Source organism: Acholeplasma oculi, from assembly GCF_900166985.1.
GTDB classification, from domain to species: domain Bacteria; phylum Bacillota_I; class Bacilli_A; order Acholeplasmatales; family Acholeplasmataceae; genus Acholeplasma; species Acholeplasma oculi.
Genome location: NZ_FUZK01000002.1, coordinates 205,024 through 220,327 on the forward strand (window position 1 = coordinate 205,024; position 15,304 = coordinate 220,327).

Below are 15,304 nucleotides of genomic sequence, written 5' to 3' on the forward strand. Positions count from 1 at the left end.
ATTTACTTTTCCCCATAAAAGTTGCGTGTATATTTTTTTTCTACACTAGATACTTTCATTTCTTCATCATCAATGTCAGAATAATTAACATATAGCATATTTTTATCGAGTATTTCTACGAGTAACTTCCTTTGGTCTGAAAATGACATTTTAGTAAAGTCGTCTTTAATAGAAACATCTGATGAATTAGGTTTAGAAATAATAAACGGATTCTTTATGATATCATTAAATAAAAGTTCAAGTGATGAATCATCGCTTTCATTAATTTTATCAAGATAAAAACCATTCAATTTTTTTAGTTCCATCACTAAAAGTGGATTTACTTCAGCTTTTTCTGAAATCAGTTGTTCATAAACTTTTCTCACACGAGGAACAGTAACTGTGTCAAAATAGTTCATTTGCTCAACAATTATGAATCTTCTATTTCCACCATCAAGCTTATTAAGTTCTAATACTGCATGAGCAGTTGTGCCTGATCCACCAAAAAAATCCAAAATAATATCATCATCATTTGTTATTATTTTTAAAGTGTCTATCATGGTGTAAATTGATTTAGGATAACTAAATGGTTTTTCCCCATCGAACATTTTTTTTAAAAGTATTGTTCCACTTGATGAAGCATCATATCTAGAATCATCCCAGATAGTTTTTGGTTTACGCCCTGATTTAATTCTATCTTTCAATTGCACATAATATCCACGTCCATCAGCTTGTACTTTGAAATCTCCATTACGTGCAGCTGTTAATATTTTGAGCCTGTCAGACCATCTCCAAACCCTTCTTCTTCCATTAACATCAATTGGTAAAATTGGGACTATATCAGGATTATTATTGAATGACTCTGGATTTAATTCTACTATTTCACCATCCTCGTTCAACTGTAATATTTCCATCGGCTCATAGACATATTCGATTCCACCTTTTCTATTTCCTCCAATTGCAATAATGTTATTTTCGGATTTTGAGTAGTAAAGTGTAAATTCAGAATTAGGTCTTTCTTCAGGAGTTGATGTACCGCCACTTCTTCTAAATGGTAAATATCGATAGTTACCAGATTGATCCGAATTGTTAAAAAGATTTTCTTGTTCTGTTGTTAAATCAAGGTTGTTGATATTAACTTTAGTTATATCTTTAGCATAATAAAGGCAATATTCATGGCAAGTAGCAAAATTGGAATTTATTGTTCTACCTCGAGGATTACTTTGGACAATAATCGTACCTACATAATTTTCACGAGTAAATAATTCATCACACAAAACCTTTAGATGTGCATATTCAAAATCATCTATTGCGATTGCAATGACACCATCATCAGTTAGTAACTTATATGCAATTTCAAGTCTATTTTTCATGAAGACTAACCATGTTGAGTGGTTAAAACTATTATTATATGAGAATGTATTAGCTGCTCCTTCAGTATTGTATGGTGGATCTAAGTAAATGAACTTAATGGAATTTTTATGTGTTTTTAATAAACTTGAAACAGCAATTAGATTATTCCCTTTTAGCATTATATTTTTTTCGAAAATACTAGATTTCTTTGAATAATATTCGTTGACATTAGTAAAAACCTTTGGTTCAAGAAGAACATCAATATCATTCTGCATTAATGTTTCGTTGATAAAAACCTCATTACGTTTCTCATCTTCACTAGATTGACCACCTACGAGTAAATTATCTTTGTATGGAAACGTCAATACAACATCGTTGATATTAGATAAGTAGTTATTATTTTTATCAGTTAATCCAATTCTGTTTTTAAATCTAGTATAACTATCTGGAAGAAATTCACGATTAGAAATTACCCACGAGAATTTCAAACTATTAAAAATTAGAGCATTGTCAACTTTCACGAAAAAAGTCTTGACGATAATATCATTTGACAATAGTAATCTAATCAAATCCGGATTAAGATTAATTGCATCTTCTTGAAGCTTCCCCTTCAACAATCTTCCGTTATCATCCAAATATTTCACATCAGAAAATAATATTGTTTCTAAAATAGTTAATAAATTATTCATTCTATACCCCTCTTCAAATTATGTATCAACCACATTTGCTATCATTTAACTATTTTATCATTTTTTACTCTTAAATTAAACCTATTACTAAAAGTTATCCCTTGTTATTCTCTCGGAAAATTCTTTTCTAGCACTTTCCATCGCAGTTATAAAGTACCCATACTAGTTTTTAATTGGTTCATTAATCAATTCTTGGTTCTTAATTCGTTCTTTGTTCCTATAGATGTTAGGTCATTCAGATATTAAGATGACTATGATTTATTTAGATATTGATATGCTTTTAATTAATAAAGATTATTCTATATATACCCCTATAATTAATCAGACGTCGGATTTTGATTTGAGTAGTTATTACTCTTTATTAGATTTGAATTCAATTGTTTTTAAAATGTCTTTTATTTAATTGATAGATATGTAAGTGTATATTACAAAAAAAGAAGAAAATTTTGTAATAGTCAAGAGTTAGTAGATAGATTAAATTAATTAAACCCTGATTCAGTTCTAAACTGAGTTGGGGTTTTATATTTAAGTGAATAAGCTAATCGGTGATTGTTAAAATAATCAACAAATTGTTTTATCACTTTCTTTGGATTCTCACAGTGAAAAAAGTCATAATCATATTTTAATTCATCCTTAATCCATCCATTAAGTGCTTCTATAATTGGATTATCTGTAGGAGTTGCTATACGCGACATGGATCTAATTATGGTATCATTGAAGATAGAGTTGAAGGCTCTAGAGGTATATATAACTCCTTGATCAGAATGGACAATCGTCTCAAGGTTTGTATATCCTCTTTTTTCTTTTTCTTCTAAAAATCTTTTAGCTACTCTATGATGATTTCCTGGATCTGCTCCATGGCGTGACTTGGTTAAATCGTAAGATATCATGGCGTGATCATATAAATCAATATAGATATTCCAATCGTATTTTCCTGTTTTATGTGTAAGAATTGTTGTATCTGTACAGACCTTTTCAAAGGGTCTTTTTGTTTTAAATGTATCTAATTGATTCGGGTATTCTTCGTGTTCACTACCGGCACTTAATTGCTTACGTCTCGCTTTTGATTTAATACCTAACTCTTTACACATTAAGTGACATAAAAGGTCTGAGAAGTACACGCCTGTTGCATTTCGAATGACTTGGGCTCTATTTTTATATCCCCATACTTTATGTTTTACATAAGTATCAAGAATTTGATCCTTTAACCATATTCTTTTTTCTTCATATTGGTTTAAACTATCTTTTCTTTTTAACCATTTATAGTAGCCAGATCTTGATACTTCCATATAACTACATAATGATTCAATATTATGTTCAAAACTTAAGTCTTTGATGATTTGGTATTCTGCTTGGATTTTCTTTTTGCCTGATAAGCCTTCACCTCCTCTGTAGTATATCCTTTTTTTAGGCGTTCATTTTCAATTCTTAGTTTCATATTTTCATACTGTAAGGCTTCAAGAGGTGTTAACTCCTTTTTATTCATATACTTAGAAAGTGGATTGCCTGGTTTACGCTTATTTTCTAATGCTTCAATTCCGCCTTCTTTGAATCTCTTGACCCACGTACTTATCATACCGGATGATACATTATTTATCTTCCCTAATTCTTCGGTGCTATATTGTCCTGTAAGAATGAGTTGGACGTACTCATATTTTGCTTCTTTGCTCCAATATCTTGATGGCGCTTTATTTAAAACTCCTTTAGGTCTTCCCATTTAAATCACTCCTTTATTTATTATTCTATACAAAAAAAGATGTTAGTAGTTTTTTTAGTGTCTACTAACATCTTACTTTTTCAATATTTCGTCCTTCTTTTTTTGTACAGTGAAGCATTTATATAATTAGAATAGTTAATCATATTTATCTTTATCCCTTAGTATAATCTTAATTAAGTACTTATTTATTGATAGTTTAGGATCATAATATTGTACTTGATGAACTAATTCAATAATTTCATCGTCGTTAACATTTTCTTTATGAATCTTTTTTCCTTCAAGTATAGAATCATAAAAAAATACTTCAAATACTTTATCGTCATCTTTTATGATATTCAAATAGTCTCTTACATTACATCATGGATATAGTCTTGTATACTTTAGTGTGTCTTGATTAATAGTGGAGTCCACCTTAATATATTTAATATCTTTTAAGATTTCTCTCACATATGCACCTATTTGATTAATGAGATTTATCAAATCTATAGTAAATAATCTAATTTTTTCAAGTGTTATATTTCTATCATTAAATTGTGCTGTATAACCTTTGTTATTATCAAAATTCACGTAGTACTCAATCGAATTATGTGCGGTATTTTTGTTACGTCTGTGTTTTATATAATATTTTATTGATTCATATACTTTATTAAGATCAATAAACATATCTTTTAATATATCATATGATATTTCAGTATATAATTTGGATAGGATACAATAGGTTAGACAGAATTAGAATAGACATGTTAAAATCAAACTAACAAGAAAGCGAGTGGTTTTAAATGTCTAAAGGAACAAGGTATACCGATGATTTTAAGAAGCAAATTGTAGCTCTTTATAAAAGCGGGAAACAAGTTTCAAAGTTATCAAGGGAATACGATGTAGCAACACCTACGATTTATAAGTGGATTAAAGAATCAGATACAACTGGATCATTTAGAATGCAAGACAATTGAAAATTATGTGTAAACTTCCATAAAATAACATAAAAAATACCTCCTATTTATAAAGCTGCATTTCAATACTATACAGTGTTTACTTTTAGGAGGTATAGATAGGTGATGATTAAAATGGATTAGTTGGCATTAAATCATGAACAACTATCTTATTCATTTTGATTTCTCTAGTGCTTTCAAACTTTATTGCTGACTCGTAATCAAGATAAAGTCTCTTCATTATTGCATATTTATCACCAATAAATAATTCAAGAATGCCTTTATCGATAAATAATCTTGATTTAAAAATTGAAACCGTCTTAATCTGAATAAAATCTATTTTTTTGATACCTTTAGAATTACTATGAGTAGAATCAATAATGAGTTCTTCTTTATCGTAATCTATATATAAAGATGTATATTGAGTTTCATCTTTTTTGTTATATAAGATAACTTTTAGGTTTTTCATTAAGTTAAATTCTATTTCAACAGCATCTAAATTAATCTTTGGTCTAAATCCTTCTTTATCAATTAATACATTATTAAATGATGTTGCCTGGTATCTTAATCTCTTTATTTCATCAATCGGTGCCATTTTAAATTCATCGTTTTCGTACCAAACAGTTCTTGGAATACTGTAAACACCAGACCAACCTTTTTCTATTTCAGTTTCTAAATTAAGACCAAGCCAAGCCATGAAGATTTGTCGATTATTTTGATCCATTATTGCCTCTGGTGCAAAGAACTCTCTATTATATGATGAGAGTCTACCATGAAGTTCAGGATAAAAATGATCATCTTTATATGTTCCAACATAGTACTGACAACCAAAATTATGAGAAATGAATAGTAAAAGATGTTTATCAGATAGTTTACCACCTAGTCTAGTACTAGGCAGTGGTAAGAAAGATGCACACATACTATCTTCTGATACTTCGGTAAACTGATTTGTTTGATCCCGTTGGTAAAATCTATGTTTATATGTCCAATGAATTAAATCGTGTGATTCAAATAAACTAGCAAAATCCCCTTTATATTCTTCTTTGGAATCAGGGTTTCTTCCATGCTTATCAAGTACTTGAAGATTACCTGTTAAAATATAGTATTTACCATTATGCTTCCAAATATTACTTGGGTCAGATGCACCAATCGATTCTGTCAAATCACCTTGATCATTTTTAAAATCAATATACCCAAATTCATCACTTTCAATGATTAAATCATCTCTTTTAACAAAGTCTTCAAATACTGGGCCGGATGCTTCAGCAATACCAATACCTGTGCCTTTTAATGAAGTGTGGTTACTATAACCTATTGGTAACTGCCAGTAAGTTAAATATGCTTTATCATTTTCAACAAAGCCACCACCTGAAAAACAGCCACCGGTATGTTTTGTTGGTCCAATAGCATCTTTATGATGACGCCAATGAAGTAAATCAGTTGTACTTAGATGTGCCCATTTATATCCAACCTCAATGTCTTCATATAAAAACATCATATGATATCTACCATTTGCATAAAACCCACCATTAGGGTCTCCTGGTAAACCATACTGATTTAATAAAGCTAAATGATATAGTGGACGATAAGGATCATTTAATAAAATATTCTTTTGTTCTTCAAATGCTAAAATTCTTTGTTTAGTTGTCATAAATCACCTTTTTTTAATTGATCAACGGCTTCATGAGGTGTTAATACTTTAAAGTTTCCTTGAATACTATAAAGACTACCCTTACTTAACCTAACTGCAAGTGTTAAGACTTGCCCTTTTAACTCATTTATTTTTTTACTCTTAAATTTAATAACATGTGATGCATCATCCCCACTAAACCTTACTGAATCTTTAAAGTTATAGCCTTGAATTAATTTACCATATGCATCTTTAATACTAAAGAATGCATAATCCGCTTTTAGATTAACTTTAAGATCTCCACCTTCATATAGTAAAGGCTTAGTGATGATCAAGCCATTCTTATTCGTATCAAGACTCATAAATCCGTCTTTTCTCATCGAAAAGACACTAATTTTACCATGTCCAGGTGTCGTATAACCATGAGGTTCATCAGTTCCTGAGATATAGTATCTGTCTTCATCTTTTAAGGATATCTTATAGGATAAATAGCCACACATCATGTTTGATTCTTTAGGCAATAAATCATCTCTTAAAGATCTTTTAAAAATGATACCATCTTCACTGTAGGCAAGTTGTAGTACGACATTACCACCTTTAAATTTATGTCCAGGTAAACTTGATGTACCGAGTGAGTTCGGTGTGTTATAAACCGAAATAAACCCAATATAGCCAAAACCTTCACTTTCCATCATGTAAGTACTATACATGTCAGAAAGTCCTTGGTCTAATCCATCAGTAGATAAAACAACCAATGGTTTTGTATAATTTTTAAAATCTTTTGTAAAAGATAGACCAATCCTTCTATCGGTATGTGCTGGTCTTTTATAGATCGCATATTTCTTATATTTTTTATGATAGATAATAGACATTGCATAATCTGGTGCATCAACCCCTTCATGCCAAACTAAATTGGGATCTAATCTAAAAATTAGTCCATCATCTGAAATAAAAGTTTTAGCAATATGCTCATTGTGCTTATTTTTATATAAAGCTAAACAGATGTACTTAAAATCTTTGAATGCGTTTTTTAGTTCAAAAAACTGACTTTCACTGTATTTTAAGTCATCTAAATCTTGAGGTAATGTTTGATTAAATAGTATTTTGTTAGGATAAGAGAAATATGATTCGCTTGCTACCGCATAAAAATTGATGCCATCATCACTCATTGCCATTAAAGGGAGGTTATGATTCATCTTTTGATAATTAACACTCCAACCTTGGTAATATACGACATATTTTTTTAATTTTTTAATATAAAAAACAGAAGGATAAGCCCAAGATAAGCTGACAACTTCACTAGATGGATCAATATAAGGTGTTTTAGATATTAACTTAAACTTTTTTACTTTTCTTTTAAAATTCTTTTTAATACTTAAACTATTATCATCAAAAAATAAGATTTTTTGCATGCTTTTACCTTGGATAACCCCAAAAGAGGTTATCAACCTTATGAATTTTTTAAGTAGTTATCGAATAATTAGTTCTGGAATAATCTTTATATGTTCTTTTGGTAATTGATGATGATCAAGTCTCTTTGCAATGTAGTCATAAATTGCATGATAGATCTCATCAATTGGTTGTGCAACTGTTGAAATCTTAAGTAGTTTAAACCAATCAATATCATCGAAGCTAATGATTTTAATATGTTTATATGAGTCATCTAATTCAGAAATTGCACTAATTGTGTTTAAACCGAATGTATTAGTACCTGCTATGATACCATCTGGTTTTTTCTTAATGATTTCTTCTTTAATGACATCTTTAATTGAATCATTTGGTGAGAACCTATAAATATTTTGTTCATTGTAACGAATTTTATGTTCTTCGTGTGCTTTGATGTAACCGATTGAACGGTGTGGTGTATGTCTAACATTAACCGATAATAGGAAGATGTTATGACACCCTTGATTAATTAAATGATTGGTTGCTAAAAAAGCACCATGGGCATCATCTACAGTTAAACTACCAATATCATCATATGGCTTTCTAAATAGTTGTAGAACTAAGATATTTCTTTTTAAGGCAATATCAACAATATCTCTGTTTTGATCAGAGGTTGGAATAAAAATGATTGCCTTAGTACGATACGACATTAAAGATAGAAAGTTTTCTCTTTCAATATCTAGATTTTCAAAACTATAAGTAATAATAACTTTATAATTTTGTTCCCTAAAATCTTTAACTAGTTTTTCTAAAATTAAGCTATAGAAAAAGTTATTGATGTCAGAAATGATGATACCAATGGTATTACTATTTTCATATCTTAAAATTCTTGCACTTTCATCTGCAACATAACCGTGTTGTTTAATTGTTTCTTCGATTAGGGTTCTATTCTTTTCAGAAACATAACCTTTCTTTCTAATTACTCTGCTCACTGTAGATGGGGAGACATTACAGATTTTCGCAATTTCTTTTATATTTATCATTTTAATACTCCTACGAATGATAACTAAATTATTTGAAAATATTCTTTTAAAGCTGGATAAAGTTCTAGATAATTTATGTATTTTTTATGATACAACTCAACATTATCTTTATTTGGTGTGTATTTTTTATGGGTTGGTATGAGTTTTTCACATGCCTCATCAAAACTCTTGTACACATTAAGACCTATCATTGCTGTAATGGCAGCTCCAAATGCTCCACTTTCTGGATTGTCTGGGATTTCCACTTCAGCATTGAAAATATCTGCAATCATTTGACACCAAATTTCATTCTTAGAACCACCACCGGTGACTCTAATTCGTTTAATATCAATTTCTAAATCTTTAATTCTATCATAACAAGATTTTAATGAAAAGGTAACACCTTCAATTAATGCACGACTTAAATGCATCTTCTTATGATTGAGTGACATTCCCACAAATGTAGCTTTTGCAAAAGGATCATTAATTGGGTTACGTTCACCACTTAAATATGGTAAGAAATATACTGTATCTTCAATTGGTGCATGTATTATATCATTAAATATATCATCGTAAGACATATCTTGATAAAAATTCTTTTTCCACCAACCTAAAGCTCCAGCCGCTGATAATGTTACACCCATTAGGATATATTTATCATTCACATGAGAAAAGGCATGTAGATACGTTTGGTAGTCAATTTTTGGTTCATCAGTTACTGCAAGTACAACCCCACTTGTTCCAAGTGAGATATTTAAGTCGCCATTTTTAATAACATTAGCACCAACTGCAGCCATTGCTTGATCTCCACCACCAGCAATTACTTTAACATCTTTTATAAAGCCAATGGTTTCTTTTATATTGTTTAAGATAGTACCTGCTACTTCATATGATTTTAATATAGTTGGTAATTGATCCTCATTTATATGGGCGATAGTTAATAAATCTTTACTATAACTGTGTTTCTTTAAATCATAGAATAATGAACCACTTAGATCACTCATCTCAGATACAAATTTACCTGTAAGTTTATAAACTAAATAGTCTTTAGGTAACATGATTTTGTTGATTCGATTAAAATTTTGTGTTTCATTTTCCTTTAACCATAACAATTTTGGTAGTGTTAAGCCAGTAACTGCAATATTACCTGTTTCTTTAAGTAATTTTTCTTTAGTTACAATACTATTTAAAAAATCCACTTCACCAAATGTTCTTTGATCATTCCAAAGCATTGCTTTTCTAATGACTTGGTCATTTTCATCAAGTATGACTAAACCGTGCATTTGACCAGAGATACCAATAGATTCAATATCTTTTTCATAACCCTTTACTAGACGTGTTAAAACATCAACCATTGCATGATACCAGACTTCAGGGTCTTGCTCACTCCAAGTTGGTTTTGGAATATCTGGTTCATAAGTATTCGATTCAGTTCTGATGATTTTACCTTCATTAACTAAGACCGCTTTTAAACTGCTTGTACCTAAATCAATCCCAATATACATAGCTAATTCTCCTGATGGACATTAAGGGAAGTTTGACCTTCCCTTAATGGTTAATATGTTTTATTTCTTTTTAAACTTAATAAATTTGAATGTTACAAATGCACCTAAACCAACAACAGCAACCGCCCCTAAAACGATTGAGATAATCAATACTAAGTTATTTGAGTCTTCTGTTTCTGGTTGTTCAACCTCTACTGCAACAACAGTAATTGTTCTAACTGGACTCATTATGCCATCCATTTCAGCTTTGATTTGGTATGTACCTACTTCGGTTGATGAGAATGTAAATGAAGTGTTACTTTGACCAGAAACTATAACATCGTTAACATACCATTTAACTGTTTCAAATGTCGCGTTATATGGGTTTCTGTTAACTGAAATAATTGCTGATTCTTCAGTTGTGATCTCACTTGTATTAGAAGTTAAGTTGATTGATTCTAATGGAATTTCAATTACAGGAGGTGCTGTAACTTCTGAACCATCTGGGAATTTTTGTTGTAATGGAGCGATTAACAGGTTGTCATACTCCATATTTGAGTTCCAGCTTCTAAAGCCGAATCCACCAACAACATCACTTCCTAAGTAACCTTGGATCATCTTATGTTCGTTAATATAAACAGTAATATAGCCACCAGTTTGAACATAAATCGCTACTTGGAATTTAGTACCTGGAAGAATTACTAAATCAGGGTTGAATCCACCACCTAATTCAGCACTCTTTGAATCCATTAATTTAACACCACTACTGTGGAACACGTTTACAACTGTGCCACCAGTACCAGCATCTGTTTTAATTTCTAAGTCGTTTCTACCTTGGCCATTAGTTACTCTAAATGATAGTCCACCAATATGTTCAGTACCATCTTTATAAGTACCCATATCTTGCATTTGAATGATGTATGTGAATTGTGCAAGATCATCTGCACCAGTATATGATGCGTTATATTTATTCGTAGATGCTGATCTTATTGATTTACCATATGCATCAAACACGAATCCATCACCTTCATGTGCAAAGTTTGGAAGTTGTTGACCTGGTGTACCAGAGAAATCTAAGTATAATGATTCATTTTCAATTGCATCGTAATTTGATTGATAATCACTTACTACATTCGCACGCTTTTCAATGGTTGTAATTAATAAGTTATCTACATAAGCTTTAGTATTCGCAGTAAATAAACGATATTCAACATCAGTTCCAGTCATTTCAACTGCTAATGTATGTTCAATTGTTAGTAATCCATTTAAATAAACTTTAATAACTGCTTGGCCATCTGCAAAATCAATAGAATAACCTAAGTTGAATGTTTCAGTTGGAATTGGAAGTGTATTTACTTTTCCACCTTTTAATGGTTCATTGTTGTGAACTAACACATCGCCATCTCTAGAAATTCTAGTTACAAATGAAGTCTTGTCTGCACTTAAAACAACATCAACATAAATTCTTGTTGTAAAGTTCATGTAGAAACCGACTCTTGATAAACCGTCTTGAGGGATTAATTCAAATTCAGCTGATACATAATTTTGTGGGTATAAACGTTTGATAAATGGTTCTTTCCAAGTAGTGTCTGTATCGACCATTAATCTTGGACCATTTGGATCTTTTAATTCATATAATTCATTTCCTAATTTTGCTGTATTAAATGATTCTGCTACTAAGATGCCATCAGGAAGTACGACATCATCTAATATGATACGATTTGTAATTTTAGCTGCGTATGTAATATCAAATGCAGATACTTCTACTGCATCGGCAGTTGCGAATAATCTCAATTCTTCATAGTTTTGATAAACTCTTGCAGCAAATTTAATTCTTAATACATCATCAACATAAACTTCAAATTGTTCATTGTCACGAACGACTTTAACTTGATAAATAACATCTGCATCTAATGTAATTGGGTTAGCAATAATTCCACCTTTTTGTACATTTGAACTGTCTGAAATGATTGCACCATCATCTTTAATTAAGAATTTGCCTTTACCATCTGCTTCTCTTACTAATTCAAATGATAAAATGCCATCTAAACTACCTTCTGTAACTGGTAATTTAAGATCGAATCCAAAACTTCCAACCGATGTAGCTTTAAATTCAACATCAAAGTTATATGAACTACGTTTGTTAATATTTAATGATTCATCAGTTACTTTACTCATTTGCAAGTTAGCTGATTTAGATACTAATACATTATTTTCAACGACTAAACCTTCATCGCCTACCTTTTCACCATATAAACCATCTGCGCCAGTAAACTCTGCTTCAAATAGTGTTTCACCTGGTAAGTAATAAATTTCCTCAATTGGTGCTGATTCTTTTACGACTAAGTTGTCAATTTCAACTTGTGTAAATCCATCTGTGTCATAGTGGAAGAAAAATGCACTAGTTGGTGTTTTAGCGCCTTCTAAAGCGGTCTTAATGATTAGTTCATCATTAATATAAAACTCGAATTGGTTTTGATGCTTAATCACTCTAACTCTATATGTTACATTGTATTCCATCACTAGAGCACCAGGTACTAAACCACCTGTATCTGCTGTATTATTGTAAATGTTAATGCCCATATCACCGTTTTTAATGATTGCATAACCTGAATCACCAACAGCTTTTTGTAAGTTAAATTCAGTATTACCACTATCAAATAAACCAACAAACTGAATACCAATGAATCCACCAGTACTTTCATTCGGGAATTTATAGTCCACTGTGAACTCAAAGTTTTCATTCCACGTTAAAGTTGGGAAATCGTTGGTTTCATAACCACCGGCTGATGCACCTTTTAGAATTCCGTTTTGGACTTTCATCCCACCGCCAACACCTGGGTTGCCAAAGGCTACACCATCAGCAATATCATCGAAGTTTTCTTCAAAAATAATATCACCTGGCGCAGCATATACACTATTTATGTTAAATACTACAAAGACAAATAGTAATAACCCTGATAAAAGTGTACTAAATATTTTTTTCATATCTTACTTTCTCCTATTTTATTTATCAAATATATTTTCTGTTGAAGCTAATTTTGAAACATAAACTTGACTAAATTCTACCCCTGAGCCTTTTGCGATTAACCCTAATTCAACACTAGGTCCAATTAATGAGGTTCTTCCTACTAAGGAAACCTCATTATTAATAAATAATTCTAAATTTGATCTATCAATAACAAGTTTTAGATTTATATCGACCATTTGATCGTCCCCAATTCTAATCTTACTGCTAATTGGATGATATAAATCCATTAAATTCTGAATCGAAATATAAGTGCTACCATTCTCTCTAGATACAATAACTTCGTATGTTTTACTGTTTTGTTTGATAACTACTCCAGCATATGAAGCACCTAATTCAAACTTGATTTTCGCATCAACAAGCGATCTTTGGTATGTACCGCTAAATAGTAGTTCATTAACGTTAGAACCTGTTGATACGATTGAGTTTTCATTTTGATTAAAACTTCCTTGAAGAATACCAACTGCCCCTGGTTCATATTGGTAAATCTTTCCTCTATTTAAAATCTTTTGCATATGGGTATCAAGTCTAACGCCTAAAGTACCATCTGCTCTTTGGAATACTTCATGGGCAATATTAATGTATCCACCCCAGTTGCCTTGATTATATGTTTGTGGTAACCAGCCATATAAATAATACTTGTCTTTGATTTGTACAAACTGAGCTGCAGCTAAATCTTCACCATCTAAGACGTGTTTTTCTTTAGTACTCCAATCTTGTTGATCAATTGGCGTATCTAAATCCCCTATCCAATAACTTGGTCCACCTACGTGATGGGTTGTAATTCCTGATTCACTTGCAAGTAAATACCATCTTCTACCGATCTTCATCATTTGTGGAACTTCAGGTTCACCTGCTTGTGCATTAGGATAACGTCTTAATTCAAAAGCTGTTGATTCCCAAGTTTCACCCGTATTTGTTTTAGATGTTAGCATACCGATTGCACTATCTTTGAGTGATGCATTGTTGGTGTGATAATAAAGTGCTAGTAATCGGTATCTATCAATATCTGGGTCATAGAATACATATGGGTCTCTTCCACCCGCTGGGAACGTTTCATATGGATGGTATGCTTTATATCCAGTTAAGAAATCACTTGTTCTAGAGTAACCACCTGACCAGTTAATTAAGTCTGTACTCTTAGAACTTCCCATAGCATTATGCATTCCAAAGTATGAACGATAAAAACCAGTATGATAATCTTTATAAACACCTAAAGCATAGTAATTTGAAATCTCAGGTGGATTTGAATCATCTAAATAAATTGGTGTTGGTTCGTATGTAATCATATTTTTACTTAATAACAACTGAGTCTTAAATGAACCACCTGTTTTTAAGTAATACATATACATCTGACCATTTTCATAAAATGGATGAACATCCCCTACATTTTCTCCGTAAAGGTTAAAATGAAGACTGGTTTCTGCTTGCTGTAGATAATCGACTGTAGGGTTCCAAGAAACCATTTGACCAGAGCCATCTTTTGTTTCAACAATAAAATATAGACTATCTCCTTGATTTAAATCAAGTACATCTTGATGATAGTATCCCTCAAGATCAGACCCCTTTAAATCACTAGAAAGACTAGTTATATCAATTGTTTCACCATTTAATTTAAGTGAGACTGTAACGTCAAACTCCGATACTTCTGCCATTGAATATTTGCCTGATACAGTTACTCTGCCTTGAATTGGTGCGACAAACTTACGAACAACTTTATGATCAACATATGGCATCATAATGTTTTGATCAAGAACTGCTTCATCATAACTAAAGTATGCATTCGTCGCATCATAAGTCATATCAATAAATTCATCATCAACTAGCACTTGATAGAACCAGTGATTATAACCTTGTTCTTCATTTAATGTATATCCATGATGTGCTTTATAAGTTTGTTTACCTGATAATAATGGATATTTTTCAGTTTTCTCTTCTTCATATAATTCACTGTAATCATCAAGCACTTCACCTGGATCAGGTTCTTTATCTTCATCTTCTTTAACATCACAACCAACAACGATAATGCCTAAGATAAATAGAATGATTAAGGATAAAAACTTTTTCATATCACACCTCCTTTT

General features: G+C 31.1%; 12 protein-coding genes. 1 reads left to right on the top strand and 11 read right to left on the bottom strand.

Going from position 1 to position 15,304, the window contains the following annotated elements; all coding sequences use genetic code 11:
* Positions 1 to 2: 2 nt before the first annotated feature.
* The 5 genes from B5X49_RS05070 to B5X49_RS05090 form a co-directional block, all read right to left on the bottom strand.
* Positions 3 to 2,021, bottom strand: a complete 2,019-nt coding sequence (locus tag B5X49_RS05070) for a DNA methyltransferase (RefSeq protein ID WP_052669875.1) — start codon at positions 2,019 to 2,021, stop codon at positions 3 to 5.
* Positions 2,022 to 2,500: 479 nt separating this feature from the next.
* Positions 2,501 to 3,421 carry an IS3 family transposase gene (locus B5X49_RS05075; protein ID WP_115734951.1) on the bottom strand — a complete coding sequence of 307 codons (921 nt, stop codon included), beginning with the start codon at positions 3,419 to 3,421 and terminating at the stop codon, positions 2,501 to 2,503.
* Positions 3,346 to 3,738 carry a helix-turn-helix domain-containing protein gene (locus B5X49_RS05080; RefSeq protein WP_045748809.1) on the bottom strand — a complete coding sequence of 131 codons (393 nt, stop codon included), beginning with the start codon at positions 3,736 to 3,738 and terminating at the stop codon, positions 3,346 to 3,348. Before B5X49_RS05080 ends, B5X49_RS05075 begins: the two co-directional genes overlap by 76 nt.
* Before the next feature lie 135 nt (positions 3,739 to 3,873).
* Positions 3,874 to 4,077, bottom strand: coding sequence for a hypothetical protein (locus tag B5X49_RS05085; protein WP_045748808.1), 204 nt, complete (start codon positions 4,075 to 4,077; stop codon positions 3,874 to 3,876).
* Between the two features lie 18 nt (positions 4,078 to 4,095).
* Complete coding sequence (locus B5X49_RS05090) at positions 4,096 to 4,401, bottom strand: hypothetical protein (RefSeq protein WP_079560713.1); 306 nt, start codon at positions 4,399 to 4,401, stop codon at positions 4,096 to 4,098.
* A gap of 116 nt (positions 4,402 to 4,517) precedes the next feature.
* Between B5X49_RS05090 and B5X49_RS05095 the strand changes: the two genes are divergently transcribed.
* On the top strand, positions 4,518 to 4,691 hold the full coding sequence (locus tag B5X49_RS05095; RefSeq protein WP_045749967.1) for an IS3 family transposase: 174 nt from the start codon (positions 4,518 to 4,520) through the stop codon (positions 4,689 to 4,691).
* Positions 4,692 to 4,800: 109 nt separating this feature from the next.
* Here the strand turns inward: B5X49_RS05095 and B5X49_RS05100 are convergent, their stop codons facing one another.
* Genes B5X49_RS05100 through B5X49_RS05125 form a run of 6 tightly spaced genes read right to left on the bottom strand, consistent with a single transcriptional unit; the run spans position 4,801 to position 15,289 of the window.
* Complete coding sequence (locus B5X49_RS05100) at positions 4,801 to 6,321, bottom strand: glycoside hydrolase family 32 protein (RefSeq protein ID WP_045748806.1); 1,521 nt, start codon at positions 6,319 to 6,321, stop codon at positions 4,801 to 4,803.
* Positions 6,318 to 7,712 (bottom strand): hypothetical protein, encoded by a 1,395-nt coding sequence (locus B5X49_RS05105; RefSeq protein ID WP_045748805.1) that lies wholly within the window; start codon positions 7,710 to 7,712, stop codon positions 6,318 to 6,320. Before B5X49_RS05105 ends, B5X49_RS05100 begins: the two co-directional genes overlap by 4 nt.
* Before the next feature lie 57 nt (positions 7,713 to 7,769).
* Entirely contained in the window at positions 7,770 to 8,729 is a 960-nt protein-coding gene (locus B5X49_RS05110; protein ID WP_052669873.1) for a LacI family DNA-binding transcriptional regulator, read from the bottom strand.
* A gap of 23 nt (positions 8,730 to 8,752) precedes the next feature.
* Positions 8,753 to 10,213 carry a xylulokinase gene (xylB, locus tag B5X49_RS05115; RefSeq protein WP_045748804.1) on the bottom strand — a complete coding sequence of 487 codons (1,461 nt, stop codon included), beginning with the start codon at positions 10,211 to 10,213 and terminating at the stop codon, positions 8,753 to 8,755.
* 60 nt (positions 10,214 to 10,273) lie between these two features.
* Positions 10,274 to 13,180, bottom strand: coding sequence for a hypothetical protein (locus B5X49_RS05120; protein ID WP_045748803.1), 2,907 nt, complete (start codon positions 13,178 to 13,180; stop codon positions 10,274 to 10,276).
* A gap of 18 nt (positions 13,181 to 13,198) precedes the next feature.
* Entirely contained in the window at positions 13,199 to 15,289 is a 2,091-nt protein-coding gene (locus B5X49_RS05125) for a hypothetical protein (RefSeq protein WP_045748802.1), read from the bottom strand.
* Between the last annotated feature and the right edge of the window lie 15 nt (positions 15,290 to 15,304).

Excerpts from the sequence above, each read along its gene's own strand:
- B5X49_RS05070 (WP_052669875.1), bottom strand. The coding sequence starts at position 2,021 with ATGAATAATTTATTAACTATTTTAGAAACAATATTATTTTCTGATGTG.
- B5X49_RS05080 (WP_045748809.1), bottom strand. The coding sequence starts at position 3,738 with ATGGGAAGACCTAAAGGAGTTTTAAATAAAGCGCCATCAAGATATTGG.
- B5X49_RS05090 (WP_079560713.1), bottom strand. The coding sequence starts at position 4,401 with ATGTTTATTGATCTTAATAAAGTATATGAATCAATAAAATATTATATA.
- B5X49_RS05095 (WP_045749967.1), top strand. The coding sequence starts at position 4,518 with ATGTCTAAAGGAACAAGGTATACCGATGATTTTAAGAAGCAAATTGTA.
- B5X49_RS05100 (WP_045748806.1), bottom strand. The coding sequence starts at position 6,321 with ATGACAACTAAACAAAGAATTTTAGCATTTGAAGAACAAAAGAATATT.
- B5X49_RS05105 (WP_045748805.1), bottom strand. The coding sequence starts at position 7,712 with ATGCAAAAAATCTTATTTTTTGATGATAATAGTTTAAGTATTAAAAAG.
- B5X49_RS05110 (WP_052669873.1), bottom strand. The coding sequence starts at position 8,729 with ATGATAAATATAAAAGAAATTGCGAAAATCTGTAATGTCTCCCCATCT.
- xylB (WP_045748804.1), bottom strand. The coding sequence starts at position 10,213 with ATGTATATTGGGATTGATTTAGGTACAAGCAGTTTAAAAGCGGTCTTA.
- B5X49_RS05120 (WP_045748803.1), bottom strand. The coding sequence starts at position 13,180 with ATGAAAAAAATATTTAGTACACTTTTATCAGGGTTATTACTATTTGTC.
- B5X49_RS05125 (WP_045748802.1), bottom strand. The coding sequence starts at position 15,289 with ATGAAAAAGTTTTTATCCTTAATCATTCTATTTATCTTAGGCATTATC.